Origin of the sequence: Xanthomonas chitinilytica (assembly GCF_026107455.2) — a bacterium.
Lineage (GTDB): Bacteria > Pseudomonadota > Gammaproteobacteria > Xanthomonadales > Xanthomonadaceae > Stenotrophomonas > Stenotrophomonas chitinilytica.
Window position 1 is genome coordinate 117,460 of the sequence record NZ_JAPCHY010000009.1, and the last position, 13,837, is coordinate 131,296.

Below are 13,837 nucleotides of genomic sequence, written 5' to 3' on the forward strand. Positions count from 1 at the left end.
GGACTCCCTTTCGCATATCCCACGCAGGGAACCGTCCATGACCCTCGTCCCGCTTCCGCTGCGCCTGGCGGCCGCTTCGCTGCTGGGATTCGCGGCGCTGCTGCCGGTCGCGCAGGCCACGGCCGCGTCTTCGGCAGCGGCCGCCGACAACGCCGCGCGGGTGCGCGCGGCCTTCGACGCCTGGCGCGACGGCCATGGCAGCGTGTTCGACCTGCTGGCCGACGATGTCGAATGGACGGTGGCCGGTTCCAGCCCGGTCTCGGGGGTCTACCGTTCGCGGCAGGATTTCATGGAACGCGCGGTGAAGCCGATCCAGGCGCGCCTGGCCACGCCGATCACGCCCGAGGTGACGCATCTCCTCGCGCAGGGCGACGCGGTGGTGGTGATCTGGAACGGCACCGCGGCCATGCGGGACGGCGGCACCTACAGCAACCGCTATGCCTGGTATCTGGAACTGGAGGAGGGAAGGATCGTCCGTGCCGTCGCCTTCCTCGATACCTGGGCACTGGACGCATTGATGCGCTGATCTACATGCGAAACCCCGCCGGCACCGACCTGTCAGCCCGCGGTTTTGCGGTTACCGGCTCCGCCGCACACCTCCTGCTCCAGCATGGGTCGGGGCGTCCACCACGCATTCGCCGCCGGTGGGCTCAGACCAGCTTGCCGGCATTGTCCAGCACGTAGCGCAGCCCTTGTCCTTGAGCTTGTCCGACACCGAATCCAGGTCGAAGGACTTGCCGCCATCGCCCTGCAGAATGCCCTGCAGGCCGCTCTGGTAACCGCTGTCCTGCTCGGCCGCCTTCGCGTCGCCCAGGCCGTATTTCGACAGCAGCTTGTCCTTCACCGACGCCACGGCATTGCCGGACAGGTACTTGCGCTTGACGCAGTACTCCAGCACCCCTGCCGCGTTGCCCGCGGTATTGCCACTGATGGCCGGCAGCGACAGTTCGCCCAGCGAATCGCCCAGCGAGCGGAGACTGGACAGGCTCTCGCTGTCCTGCCCGGTCGACGAGCCTTCGCCGAGCGACTTCTTGAGGCCCTTCAGATCGACGGCGGATGCGGTACCGACCGCGACCAGCAGGCCGGCGACAACGATGAGGGGACGCAGATTCATGTGGAGTATCTCCGGGCGAAAGGAGGCGCCGGACCTGCGGCGCGCTGACCATCATAATCACGCTTCGCCACGCGCCGGCGGGCCGTCGGCGCGACGACGATGTCCCCCCTCCGTCGTCAGCCACTTTGACAGCCATCGGGTATCGAATCGCCCAAGTCGGCCGATTCGAGCCGGCGGTTCCCCTGCCTCCATTCTCCGCACCATGCGGGTACCGCTGTTCCGGTCAGAACCTGGCAGACAGCTCGGCTCTCGTCACTGCCTGGCCGTCGACGAAAACGGTTTCGATCCGGTCGAAGGCTTCGACGGACTGCAACGGATCGGCTCCGAGCAGCAGCAGATCGGCCCGCTTGCCAACGGCTACGCTGCCGATCGTATCGTCGAGGCCGAAGAAACTCGCGTTGCCGAGCGTGGCCGCGCGGAAGATCGCGCGCGGGGCGATGCCGGATTCGACCCAGCGGTCCATCTCCCAACGGCCGTTGAGACCGGGCGGATTGGCGTAGGTAGGCGCGCTGGGCGTGTCGGTGCCGAACAGCAGGCGCCCGCCGTGCCCGGCGAAATGGCGCAAGGCATGCTTCACCCGTAATACCAGGCCGATGTCCGGCGTCCAACCGTCGCTGTAGACGTGCGCGGCGAGGATGTCGCCGAACCACCGGCCCTCGGCGCTGGCGTAGAAATCGAGCAGTGCCTGCGGGTAGACATCGGCCAGGCCGGGACGTTGCAGGAAAGCCGGGTCGAGCAGCTCGCCCTCACCGTACAGCACCTGGATGGTTGGCTGCAGGGCGATGCCGGCGTCGATGGTGCGGTCGAGCTGCATGGCCAGTTCGCCGCCCACTTCGGTCGCATCGCGCTCGTCCCAGTGCCACAGGCCGTGGGCAAAGCCATCCACGCCGTTCGCCAGGCCGAATGCCTGCGCCTGCTGCGAATTGGCGTGCAGGAACACCTTCAGCCCACGCGCGTGGGCGGCGGCCACCAGCGCCTGCATCAGCTCCGGGCTGGGCACGGGCAGGTTCCGGGCTTGGCCGAAGCCGGTCTCGTAGTAGGCCTTCAGGCACAGCGCGCCGCTGTCGGCAATACGGGCGACGACGGCTTCGGGCGTGTGCGACGCGGGCTCGACGCCGGGCGGAAGAGGTTCGCTGCGCGAGGGATCGTGCAGATAGTCCGGTGCCAGGGCGTAGCGTTCCGGTACCGGCGCGTAGTTGGTCGGATAGCCGTCGAGTATGGGCGCCGCGCCGCAGAAGTAGGCCTGCGGGCGGAGTTCGCGGGCGTTCCACGCGTCGACCGGCGCCTTGCCACTGCCCAGCGCGATGACCGTGGTGTAGCCGTGGAACAGGTACGAGCGCGGGATCTGCGCGCGGGCCGCTTCGACCAGCTCCGGGTGGGCCTGTTCGTCCTGCGGGCGCAGGCCGGGGATATCGCCGATGTGGACGTGGCTGTCGATCAGGCCCGGGCTGAGGTAGCGGCCGGCGCCTTCGATGATGGCGTCGCTGCGCCGGGGACGAATGTCCTCAGCGATCTCGACGATGGTATTCCCGGCGATGCGCACCGATACCGGACCGTAGGCGGCGTCGCGCTCGGGTGAAGCGACCATGACGTTGCGTACCAGCGTGCCGGCGGGGGTGGCGGTATTGCCTTCCTCCGGGCCGAAAGTGCAGGCAGACAGACACAGGCCCGTGGCGATCAGCGCGACCAGGAAACGCATCTTCGTCTTCCCCGTGTATTCGTTGCGACAGTCTAGGGCCGGGTCCAACCGGGGTGAAGCCGTGAACGTGGAGAGACGGAATGGAAAGCGGGATCCGCCCTTTACCCTGCAGGAAAGCCGAGGCCGGAGTCGGGTTTTCCACAGCCCGACTCCGACCCCTGTTTCCCCCCGACCCCTGTTTCCCCGGCCCCCGATTCCATCCGGATCAGGGCTGCATGCGGTTATTCCCGCCCGCCACGATGGCCGGGACGAGGACGCGGTTGGCGATCGCATGATGCGTGCCGGGGCCGTACTTGCGGGAGTAGCCATTGAACAACAGCACCACGAGGGTGTCGGCCTGCGCGAGATACTGGATCTTGGCGGTGTAGCCGAAATCGGTGCTGCCGCCCATCTCGACCGCCTGCGCATCGCCGATGGCGATGCTGCGCCAGCTGCCCTCCGACCAGCGTCCTTCTCCGGCACGCGCGAAGATCCGGGCCGGGTCGCGGTCGAGCAGCCGGCCGGTCGCCAGCCAGCGATACCAGCGGTGCAGATCGTCGACCGTCGAGACCATTCCGCCGCCGCCGGCCAGCGCCCAGGTCAGCTCACGCTCGAACGTCGTCCGTCCCTTGCGCTCGCCGCCGTAGCCGCGTGCAAGGCGCTCCGCATCGATATGGGGACTGCCGTACCAGCCGGTGTCGGCGAGTCCGGCGGGAACCAGCAGTTCGCGCCGGACATAGGCGTCGAACGACTGGCCGGAGGCGCGCTCGACGATTGCCGCGAGCAGAGTGTAGCCGGCGTTCGAGTAGGCCTCCTTCGCGCCGGGAGCGGACAGCAGCGGAAGCGCGAGGATGCGCGCCTCGGCCTCGTCGCGCGTCATCGGCTCGAAATCCGAGTCGGCGTGAAAGTCCTCCAGACCGGACGTGTGGACCAGCAACTGCCTGAGCGTGATCGCCCGCTTGTCGAGCGGCGCATCGGGATAGAAACGCTCGATCCGGTCGTCGCCCGAAAGCAGGCCGGCGGCTTCCAGGCGCAGGATCGCGGCGGCGGTGAAGGTCTTGGCGACCGAGCCGATGTCCGAGATCGATTCCGGGGTCGCGGGGCGCTTGCGGTTCCGGTCCCGGCATCCATAGCCCTTGCGCAGGACGACCTCGTCGCCCTGCGCCACCAGCGCCACGCCTTCGAATGCGCCATCCGCGTGTTCGTCGGCAAGCAAGGCATCCAGTGTTTGGCCGAGGCCGCCGACAGCTTCGTCGACCATCTGCACGGAAGGGGAAGGAGCGCGGCAGGGAGCGGAGGAACAGGCGCCCAGCAGCAACAGCAACGGGAGCAGTGCGATGCGACGATGCGACGATTCCATCGAGCTGGCGTTTCCCTGGGCGCGGAGTACGGTCGATGATGCTGATCGCGTCCCCGGGTTGTCGCATGCCTTGAGTCACGGGCATGCGGCAAAAGGCGGAAGCGCCGCCGACCGCTATTCCGCCGCTTGCGGCGCGCTGAGCGACTTGCCGTACATGCCCGAGCGGTCGAAGCAGCAGGCGCGGCGCTTGCCGGAGGCGAGCTTGTCGCAGGCGACCGCGATGCGCTTGACCCGGGTCTCGGCCTTCTTGCCCGAGGTGATCCAGGCAATCCAGTCGCGCCGCGCCACCGCGGTGATGTCGTCCCACGTCGCGCGGGCAGCCGGATCGGCGGCGAGCGCCTTGCGGATGTCCGGCGGCACCGTGGGCTCGGGCTCTTCCGTCACCGGTGCGATCTCCAGCGCGACGGTATCGCCCGCGGCAACCCCGGCCGCTTCGCGCAGCGTCTTGTCGACCTTGAGCCAGTGGCTGCCCTGCCCGTCCGGCTCCAGCGTGGCCTGGAACGGCTGGCCGGCAAGCGTGCCGTCCACGGTGACCATGCTGCGCGTCGGCAGCTTCGCGCTCGCCTGCGCAGGCAGCACCAGAAACGTCCAGGCCGCGCCCTTCGGCGCCGCCGGCCGCAGCAGCTTTGCTTCGAAACGGATCCTGCCGGTGACCTTGCCCATGGCGCGGAAGATAGCACCGCCCTGGATCGGCCACGATGCGGCCGGTTGCTGCCGGTCGGCGGTGTCCCGGAATACCGCGCCCTCTCCCGCCAAGTGAACCCGGCACCGTTATCGATTATCGTCGGCCAGCCTCGCAGGCATCGCCCGCTTGCTCCGGGGCGCCGCCGACCGGCACGAATCGCCCGCCCGCAAGAGGAATCCGACCTTGTCTCCCTGCCGCGCTCTCGCCCTTCTGTTGGGCATGTCGTCCATGTGCGGACCGGCCATGGCGACCCCGCCGGCCGTTGCCGCGATGCAGCCGGAGGCTTCCGGCCCGAAACCCCGCAACAGGGCCGAAGCCACCGGGGTCGTGCGCGAGTTGCGGCGCATCGTGACGCCCGAAGGCATCGAGCGGAACGAGACCGTCCGGATCGGTGGCATCGACCAGTTCGTCAGCATCCGCGGCGCCGACCGCAGGAATCCGGTGCTCCTCATCCTCCACGGCGGGCCGGGCTTCCCCCTGATGCCCATGGCGTGGTGGAACACGCGCGCGCTGGAGGAATACTTCACCGTCGTGCATTGGGACCAGCGCGGTTCCGGCAAGACCCATCTCCTGAACGACCCGGAAGCGGTGGCTCCGACGATGAAGCCGGACACCTTCATCGACGACACCGGGGAAATGGTCGCATGGCTTCGCCGGGAGCTGGACAAGGACAAGGTCTTCCTGCTCGGCACATCGTGGGGAAGCTACATCGGACTCGAATTCGCCCGCCGGAAGCCCGAGTGGCTGCACGCGTACATCGGCGTCGGCCAGGCCGCGGACGTGCCCGAGAGCGAGCGCAGGGGATACGCATTCGCGCTCGACGCCGCACGGAAAGCGCGCAACGAGCAGGCGATCGCGGAGCTCGAAGCGATAGCGCCCTATGCGGCTCCGGGAAAGCCGATCCCGCTGGCGGACATCGCGGTCGAGCGGAAATGGTCCGACTTCTTCGGCGGCGTCATGGCCTATCGAACCCACCAGATCGACGGCATCGCCGCCCGACTCTCCCCGGACTACACGGACGACGAGGCCCCGCGCATATTCGACGGCAACGGCTACTCGCAGGACTTCCTGTTCGAGCCCGTTGTCGCCCTGGACCTGGGCCGGATCACCGAATTGGAGTGCCCGCTCATCGTCCTGGCCGGGCGCCACGACAGGACCGTGAACTCCACCGTCGCCCACGACTGGTTCCAGAAGGTGCGCGCCCCGCAGAAACACTTCGTATGGTTCGAGAACTCGGCGCACGAGATCCTGAGCGAGGAGCCTGGGAAAGTGCTGGTGTCGCTGGTACTGCATGCACGGCCGATTGCGGCCCGGGTTGGAGATGTGGCGCCCTAGGGAACCCAGCCCCAGGGGCGGGGAACATGCACCTGAATCCAGGAACCGCAGACGCCTGTTTCGGAACGAACCCGGAACGATCGCCGGTTGCCATCGGAAAGACATCGGCGGCACTCGGCTTCGTGCCGCCGCCAATGCCGCGCAGCCTCAGATCGCCTGGCCGCCGGAGACCTCGATCCGCTGCGCGTTGACCCAGCGGTTGGCCTCGCCGAGCAGGCTGGCGATCATCGGCCCGATGTCGTCGGGCACGCCCACGCGGCCCAGTGCGGTGATGCTGGCGAGCTGCTGGTTGACCTGCGGGTTGTCGCGCACCGCGCCACCGCCGAAGTCGGTTTCGATCGCGCCCGGTGCCACGGTGTTGACGGCGATGCCCCGGCTGCCCAGTTCCTTGGCGAGGTAGACGGTCAGCACTTCGACCGCGGCCTTGGTGGCCGCGTACGCCGCGTAGCCGGGATAGGCGAAGCGGGTCAGCCCGGTGGACAGGTTGACGATCCGGCCGCCGTCGGCGAGCAGCGGCAACAATGCCTGGGTCAGGAAGAACACACCCTTGAAATGCACGTTCACCAGGCGATCGAACTGCGCCTCGGTGGTGTCGGCGAACGGCGCCACGTCGCCGTGGCCGGCGTTGTTGACCAAGTGGTCGAAGCGGTCGCGCTGCCAGGTGTCGGCCAGCGCGGCGCGCACCTGCTCGACGAAGGCCGGGAAGGCGGACACCTCGCCGGTGTCCAACTGCAGGGCGACCGCCCTGCGACCCAGCGCCCGGATTTCGGCGACGACGGCCTGCGCCTCCTCGGCATTGCTGCGGTAGGTCAGCAGCACGTCGCCGCCCTGGCGTGCAATGTGGAGAGCGGTATTGCGGCCCAGGCCGCGGCTGGCACCGGTGATCAGGGTGATGCTGGACATGTCGGGTTCCTTTTCCAGGGCGTGGGAAGCTGCGCAAAGGATCGGCCGCGCAGCTCCCGGCGGGTTGCCGGAAGCTCGCCGGCTCTTGCCCGATCCTCCGCGTCATCGCCCCACCACCTGCCGAAGCGCTACGCTGGCCGCATGACCGCCTTGCTCGATGCTGTCCGCCGCCACGCCGACGCCCATGCCGACCAGCATGGGCCGGTACCCACCGCGATTCCCGGGTTGATGGTGGTGCGCGCCACCGTCCCCAGCGCGCTGATGCACGACGTGCAGCGCCCGCTGGCCTGCATGGTGCTGCAGGGCGCCAAGCGCGTGGCCACCGGCACGCGGGTGTTCGACTTCGCAGCCGGCGATTCACTGCTGGTCACCGCCGACGTGCCCACCGTCAGCCAGATCACCCGCGCCAGCGTCGCCCAACCGTACTACTCGCTGGTGCTGGAACTGGAGCCGGCGGTGATCACCGACCTGGTCGCGCAGATGGCGCCGCAGACCGCCGCCGACCCGACCCCGGTGCGCGTGGATCCGACCGAACACGAAACCGCCGACGCCGCGCTGCGCCTGATGAAGCTGCTCGACCGTCCCGCATCGCTGCCGGTGCTGCAGGCGCAGCTGGTGCGCGAAATGCACTACTGGCTGCTGGCCGGCCGGCATGGCGATGCCATCCGCAAGCTGGGCTGGCCCGATGGCCACGTCCAGCGCATTGCGCGTGCGGTGAAGCTGCTGCGCCGCGATTACGCCCGGCCGATCCCGGTCGAGCGGCTGGCGGCCGAAGCCGGCATGGGCGCTTCGGCCTTCCACCAGCATTTCAAGGCCATCACCTCGCTGTCGCCGCTGCAGTTCCAGAAGCAGCTGCGCCTGATCGAAGCGCGCCGGCTGATGCAGTCGCAGGGCAGCAATGCCAGCAGCGCCGCCTACGCCGTCGGCTACCAGAGCGTGCCGCAGTTCACCCGCGAATACGGACGCCTGTTCGGCCGCCCGCCGGTGGCGGATACCCGCGCGGTTGTGACGAAGGCAGGAGCGGGAGTCGAGTCATAGAGAAATCCACCCTGACCCCTGTTTTCCTCAGCAGCACCAGCTTGGAATGGAGAAACTTTTGCGGGGGCGGTGAATTCGATTGGCGTCAACTCTTTCTCCAACTGCAACGACCGCAGCATATCGTCCCCCACAGATCCGAGTTGCGATGCCGTCCTGTTTATATAATACACATGCGCGCGCAATGACACCTGATAATTCTTACCAGGAACCAAGTCATAGTTCACGGACAGATCAACCGGAACTGTTTTAGAGCGCCCCTTGGCTAGAGTTTCGTATTCATCACCTGCCGCATGGTCATAACTCACAAAAATACCGCGATAAGTTGCCTCCTTCCCATCGGCATCAGTTATTCTAAAAAAATTATTTGTGAGGCGGCCACTTGCGTTCACCCATGGAATACTTGTGCTCACCAAGCCCAAGTCCGAATCGCCTGTATTCCTTAAATCCACGATGACGATTGAGTCAGATGTCTTTGCGTTGGGGCCAACCAGCTTTGCCTCAAGCCTTCCAGCAGCTTGTGCAGGCATTACTATCAGAGCAAGAAACGCCAGCACTCCAAAACGGACCATAGACACCTCCACACACGATGGCTTGCATTTATCCAACCATCATTTAATTGCATTGACCGTGATTGCAGTCGCACAAATAACGGAAAACAGGCGAAAAACAGGGGTCAGAGTCAATCTATGGATAAAACCCTACTCCGACCCGGGGCTTCCCAGCCCACAAGCATTGCCAGCGGACCTATGAATTCAGGAATTTAACTTTCGGGGAACACAGGGGACGGAGCATCAACGGCGCTGTCGGGCCATGATGGGGAACAGGGGTCAGAGTCAAACCACGGATAAAACTCTACTCCGACCCGGGGCTTCCCGCCTGCAGATCCTGCTGCTGGTGAGCACCTTGGCCAGCTTCGTCAGCTGGCTTGCTGGGCTGGGCTGCGAGGCGACGGGCACCGCGTACTGGCTGCTGCCCAATCGAACAACGCGCAAACTCTACTCGACGATGCGCACAGGCCGCGAAGCGCTGGTCAGACGATGGCCGCTGGAGCCCGTCTCCAGATGGCTGGAACGCATGCGGTCACTGCCGTCAGCGACCCTGGATCAGATGGCGCTGATGGTTTAAAAACGTGGGGAAACCTTAGACCCTGACCCCTGTTTCCTTCTCTGCCAAGTCAGGCTGCACAATTTCCAAGTCTTTCATGCTGACCCCTTAAAAATATGTTGACTTCTCAGCAGGACCAATAAAATCTCCGGGATCGCGGCAAGCCCCCCCCCGTTTCACGCCCTTGGAACGATTGCGTGAAAAATACTCCAACTCGCAGTTATTCGAGTCACGCATCTCCGTGAAAACCTCACGCCTGGTTCCAATAAGAAAACAGGAGAAAACAGGGTCGCCGTTTTTCTCCCTCTTCGCCGACTCCCGCTTGGGCTAGCGCTGGCGTTTTTTCTTGTAGCGCTGACGCCACGCCGCGCGCTGACCACGTACTTCCACCATGGCCGCAAGCATGGCGCGATAGCGTTTGCTGTTGAGCATCAGCAGAGTGCTCAGTGGCAGTAACAGGCCGATGGAATACAGCAGGTCGGAGGCGCGCCTGCCCCAGTGCCCCATGACCACCAGCATGCAGACTGCCATAGCGGCCACGACCAGCCATACCGCCCAAGGGCGGCCGCGTATGACCAGAAAGTTGGCTGCGCACAGGTAGAGCGATATTCCAGTGCTGCCCAGCACCATGTAGATACCATAGTCTTCCAGTCTGGGTGGATAGACTTCGAGCAGCAAGATTTGGCTTATTGCCAGAGAAAACAGTGCCAGGAAGAAAGTACCGATGAATATCGGGAAATGTCGACGCAGTATCGTCAGGAAATCCAGATCCTGGTTCACTCAGGGCTCCTCATACAGGCCAATGGCGCAAGTCTGTACCGTGCCGCTACCGAGCAGACTAATATCCACGCCGAGTGCATCCCTGATACCGACCGCCAACGTTGACGAAATTTCACTTGTGCTGAAGCGCTTGGGAAGCTCGCCGCTACTCTGCAGGGGCTTTCGAAGCGCCGGGATAAGGGCCGGATTGCGGTTCTCCGGAATCTCATTGGTCAGGCGTCGACGTTCTTGACGACTCAGCCCTCTGAGATTCTGGCACCAATTGACCCTGTCTTCTCCTTTCTCTTAACTTTCTTTAAATGCACCTAAATATTTCAATCCGTTATAGTTCTCCTTGATTGGTTTTTCAAGTTCAAGGTCGGCATCCTGATACCAGAAGATTGCATTGGCTTTCCTGATACCCAAGGCATCACAGCGAGCTTTGGCTATAGGTAGCTCATCATCATCTATAGCGGCTTCAACTAAAATATCATCTAGAGAAACTTCCTGATCGCGTCGAGGAATGATGCCGATGAAGTCCTCGTCGTACCACACGGTTCCGATATCTTTGCAGAAGCCACAGATCTTGTAACTTGGATCATCAAAATCACCTCCGGTAGAGTGGTCGATCTCAAAATAGCTCATGTACTCTTCCTCTTGCGAAAAGTTGCTTCCTACCCACACATGAATATTTCTGGTTTCGTCTGGCATTTATGAGCACCTTCTTAGTTTCAACAGAAAATCCTACTCTGCCCCCTGTTTTCCCTGCCCCCTGTTTTCCTCACCAGCCACGGATTCAGTCGTCATGCCGCTCATAGGAACAGGAGAAACAGGGGTTGGAGTCGCGCCGTGGAAAATTGCGCTCGGACCCTTGCTTCAATCGTCAATCTATACGCGCCCAGTGGCTGCCGTCGAACGCCATAATATCCTTGCCGCCGATAGACCACAGCACACCGTTTGCAGCGCTCAGGTGGTAGCAGCTATCGGGCACGCCTTCGCCGAAGTCCACAGGCAAGAGCCCGTTCCGGTCGAGCGTGAACACCCCATGCATCGTCGAAAGATATAACTTCTCCCGATACCAGGCCAGATCCCAGATATCGTCGATCATGCTTCCGTGATCTACGACCTCCCAGCTGTCGTTCCGGCCCCGGATCAGAAGTCCTTTGCGGCCGGACGCATAAACGATTCCATTGCCTGCGCAGAGTACCCGTGTCAGCACCGTGTTGGTGGGGCTCTGTTTCTGGCCCCATGTACCGCTGTAGTGCCATATTTCACCACCCCATCCCACGGCATAGATATCCGATTCGGAGAAACCATCTACCGCCTCGAAGCCGACGACCTCCTTGTTGCCTCCAGTCGGCTGTGCTCCCTGATCCATCGAAATCCATTGATGGGCACCGTCCCGGCGCCAGACCTGGCGGTTCAATCCCACGGCATAGACATGCTCGCCGATGGTGCGTACGCCGCGCAGCGGGCCCCGAACCTTGATCAGATCCGGGCCTGTTCCTATCTGCTCGTCATGTCGGTCCCCGCTTCCCATCAGCAGAACCTCGCCATGGATGCCAACGGCGCACATCTGCTGCAATGGTTCTTGTGCAATGGCCATTCCTGCGATTGGCCACAACGTACGCCCTCCGTCACGCCAATCACCGGCATCCCACTCGACGAAATCAGTGTGTGGGTAGTTCGCCTTTTCGAGTTCATCGGCGCTCATTGCGATGTACGACAAATCAGAAAATCGTACGGCACCTGTAACGAAGGAGAAGGTGCGTGTCCAGTGTCCAGCCATTAAGCGCTCCATTACTTTGCGGGAACAGGGGACAAAGTTGAGTCATAGAAAAACCCTGCTCTTCCCCCCTTATTCTTCGATCCCGTTCCTTCTTTTTCAGAACAATGTGCCCTGCTCAGGTTTGCCCAGCGACTCATCGGCACCTTGCTCGGGGGACATTCCTTCGCCTTCTCGCAAGCCCAACCTCCAGGCCAACCCCGAAATCCGCGCCGCATGCCGCGCCAGTGCCGCGCGCAGCACCATCTCGCTTCCGGCCAGATGCAACGTACGCCGCGCGCGGGTCAGGCCGGTATAGACCAGCTCGCGGCTGAGCACGCGTGCGTCGCGCGCCGGCAGCTGCAGCCAGACCTCGTCGAATTCGCTGCCCTGGGCCTTGTGCACGGTCATGGCGAAGGCGCTTTCGTGCGCCGGCAACGCGGCGGGGTGGAAGCCGCGGACCTGGCCGTCGTCCTCGCCTTCGAACCAGGCCACCAGGGCGCCGCTTTCGTCCCTCAGGCAGATGCCGACGTCGCCGTTGAACAGGCCGTGGCGGTAGCTGTTCTCGGTGACGAGCAGCAGGCGGCCGTGGAACCAGGGCGAGGCGGCGCCGAGACGGCGGGCGCCGCTGCCGCTCTCGGCCAGCAGTTGCTCGATGCGGGCGTTGAGGCCGCGTGCGCCCTGCGGGCCGGCGCGCACGGCGGTGAGCAGGCGCAGGCGGCCGGCGTCGAGCAGGGCGCTGGCCGGGTCTTCGGCGTCGGCCAGCGCGCGCCAGTGCGCCAGCAATGCCTCGCGGCGCGCCTGCAGCGGGTCGTCGACGTCTTCGTGGAAATGCACGCCGGCCAGTTCGCCGCCGCGCAGCAGGGCCAGCGCGCGCTCGGCGTCGCCGGCGCACACGGCGTCGGCCAGCGGCGCCAGTTCGAAGCCCTGGGCCTGGCGGTAGCCGCGCAGCAGGTGCACGCGATGCCCGGCCAGCGCGCCGGCGGCGTGGGTGTCGGTGCAGACCTGGCCGAGCAGCGGTTGCAGCGCCTGCGCGTCGTCCGCCTGCAGCGCATCGCCGGGGCCGGCGGCCTGCAGGATCGCGGCGAGCACGTCGCCGGCCTCGACCGACGGCAGCTGGTCGGCGTCGCCGAGCAGGATCAGCTGGGTGCCGTCGGCCACCGCCTCGACCAGCTTGCACATCAGCGGCAGGTCGACCATCGAGGCTTCGTCGACCACGATCAGGTCGAACGGCAGCGGGTTGTCGGGGTCGTGGCGGAAGCGTGGCAGGTTGGGGATCACGCCGAGCAGGCGGTGCAGGGTGCTGGCACCGGCAGGCAGCGCTTCGGCCAGGGCCGGGTCGACGCCGTCGTCGAGTGCGCGCGCCACGGCTGCGCGCAGGCTCTCGGCCATGCGTTCGGCGGCGCGGCCGGTCGGCGCGGCCAGGGCGATGCGCGGGGCCGGGCTGCCGGCCAGCTGCGCCTGGGCGATGCGCAGCAGCAGCAGGCGCGCGATGGTGGTGGTCTTGCCGGTGCCGGGACCGCCGGTGACCAGCAACAACGCGCGACGCAGGGCCAGTGCCGCGGCCTGGGCCTGGCGGTCGTCGCCGCTGGCCGCCCGTGGGAACAAGCGGGCGAACAGCGGCGCCAGTGCGGTGGCATCGAACGTCGGCAACGACTGGGCGGCGAGCCGCCGCAGGCCCAGCGCCAGCCGGCGCTCGTACTCGCGATAGCGGCGCAGGTAGAGCAGGCCGTGTTCCAGCACCAGCGGGCAGTCGGCAGCGGCGGGCTCCTCCGGCGCAGGCTGGGCGACCCAGCGCGAGGCGGCCAGCGCGCGTTGCCAGTCGGCCGGGGCCGGCAGCGGTGGCGGCGGGCCGTCACGGGTGTCCAGCAGCACGCCGGCGCGCGCCGGGTCCAGGCCGGCATGACCGCTGGCCACGGCCAGCGAGGCCAGGGCGGCGCCGGCCAGCACCTCGGCGCCGGTATCCGGGGCCAGCCGCTGCAGGGTCTGGGCGAAGGCGAGGTCGAGCGTACGCAGGGAACCGCTGCGCTGGAGGGCGTCGAACGGGGTCATGGGCGAGGCTTCCGATGCGCCCGCGGCGTGGCGGTCCGAGGTCG

12 protein-coding genes and 1 pseudogene are annotated in these 13,837 nt (G+C 65.5%); 4 read left to right on the top strand and 9 right to left on the bottom strand.

The window, feature by feature from the left end; all coding sequences use genetic code 11:
* Nucleotides 1-37 precede the first annotated feature (37 nt).
* Nucleotides 38-526, top strand: coding sequence for a nuclear transport factor 2 family protein (locus tag OK345_RS11485; RefSeq protein ID WP_265128116.1), 489 nt, complete (start codon nucleotides 38-40; stop codon nucleotides 524-526).
* 51 nt (nucleotides 527-577) lie between these two features.
* On the opposite strand, the gene OK345_RS11490 is transcribed toward OK345_RS11485, so the two are convergent.
* The 4 genes from OK345_RS11490 to OK345_RS11505 form a co-directional block, all read right to left on the bottom strand.
* The gene (locus tag OK345_RS11490) at nucleotides 578-1,114 is read right to left on the bottom strand and encodes a DUF2501 domain-containing protein (RefSeq protein WP_265128117.1); all 537 of its coding nucleotides are present in this window, start codon (nucleotides 1,112-1,114) and stop codon (nucleotides 578-580) included.
* Between the two features lie 223 nt (nucleotides 1,115-1,337).
* Nucleotides 1,338-2,861: an amidohydrolase family protein gene (locus OK345_RS11495; protein ID WP_265128118.1), complete on the bottom strand. Its 1,524-nt coding sequence runs from the start codon at nucleotides 2,859-2,861 to the stop codon at nucleotides 1,338-1,340.
* Nucleotides 2,862-3,018: 157 nt separating this feature from the next.
* Nucleotides 3,019-4,152: a serine hydrolase domain-containing protein gene (locus tag OK345_RS11500; RefSeq protein ID WP_265128119.1), complete on the bottom strand. Its 1,134-nt coding sequence runs from the start codon at nucleotides 4,150-4,152 to the stop codon at nucleotides 3,019-3,021.
* 114 nt (nucleotides 4,153-4,266) lie between these two features.
* A complete protein-coding gene (locus OK345_RS11505; RefSeq protein ID WP_265128120.1) occupies nucleotides 4,267-4,815 on the bottom strand; it encodes a DUF1905 domain-containing protein in 549 nt (182 codons plus the stop codon).
* Between the two features lie 265 nt (nucleotides 4,816-5,080).
* On the opposite strand from OK345_RS11505, the gene OK345_RS11510 reads away from it, so the two are divergent.
* Nucleotides 5,081-6,172 (top strand): alpha/beta hydrolase, encoded by a 1,092-nt coding sequence (locus OK345_RS11510; protein ID WP_265128121.1) that lies wholly within the window; start codon nucleotides 5,081-5,083, stop codon nucleotides 6,170-6,172.
* A gap of 147 nt (nucleotides 6,173-6,319) precedes the next feature.
* Here the strand turns inward: OK345_RS11510 and OK345_RS11515 are convergent, their stop codons facing one another.
* Entirely contained in the window at nucleotides 6,320-7,075 is a 756-nt protein-coding gene (locus OK345_RS11515) for an SDR family NAD(P)-dependent oxidoreductase (protein ID WP_265128122.1), read from the bottom strand.
* Nucleotides 7,076-7,216: 141 nt separating this feature from the next.
* Here OK345_RS11515 and OK345_RS11520 point away from each other — a divergent pair, with 141 nt between their 5' ends.
* Together OK345_RS11520 and OK345_RS11525 are read left to right on the top strand one after the other, a co-directional pair.
* Complete coding sequence (locus tag OK345_RS11520) at nucleotides 7,217-8,113, top strand: AraC family transcriptional regulator (protein WP_265128123.1); 897 nt, start codon at nucleotides 7,217-7,219, stop codon at nucleotides 8,111-8,113.
* Nucleotides 8,114-8,965: 852 nt separating this feature from the next.
* A pseudogene (locus OK345_RS11525) lies at nucleotides 8,966-9,238 on the top strand (IS4 family transposase); the annotation flags it as partial.
* 306 nt (nucleotides 9,239-9,544) lie between these two features.
* On the opposite strand, the gene OK345_RS11530 reads toward OK345_RS11525, so the two are convergent.
* The 4 genes from OK345_RS11530 to recD form a co-directional block, all read right to left on the bottom strand.
* Nucleotides 9,545-9,997, bottom strand: a complete 453-nt coding sequence (locus OK345_RS11530) for a hypothetical protein (protein WP_265128124.1) — start codon at nucleotides 9,995-9,997, stop codon at nucleotides 9,545-9,547.
* A 285-nt stretch (nucleotides 9,998-10,282) separates the two neighbouring features.
* The gene (locus tag OK345_RS11535; protein WP_265128125.1) at nucleotides 10,283-10,687 is read right to left on the bottom strand and encodes an immunity 22 family protein; all 405 of its coding nucleotides are present in this window, start codon (nucleotides 10,685-10,687) and stop codon (nucleotides 10,283-10,285) included.
* A 172-nt stretch (nucleotides 10,688-10,859) separates the two neighbouring features.
* Nucleotides 10,860-11,765, bottom strand: coding sequence for a hypothetical protein (locus tag OK345_RS11540; protein WP_265128126.1), 906 nt, complete (start codon nucleotides 11,763-11,765; stop codon nucleotides 10,860-10,862).
* A 96-nt stretch (nucleotides 11,766-11,861) separates the two neighbouring features.
* Nucleotides 11,862-13,793: an exodeoxyribonuclease V subunit alpha gene (gene recD, locus OK345_RS11545; RefSeq protein ID WP_265128127.1), complete on the bottom strand. Its 1,932-nt coding sequence runs from the start codon at nucleotides 13,791-13,793 to the stop codon at nucleotides 11,862-11,864.
* Between the last annotated feature and the right edge of the window lie 44 nt (nucleotides 13,794-13,837).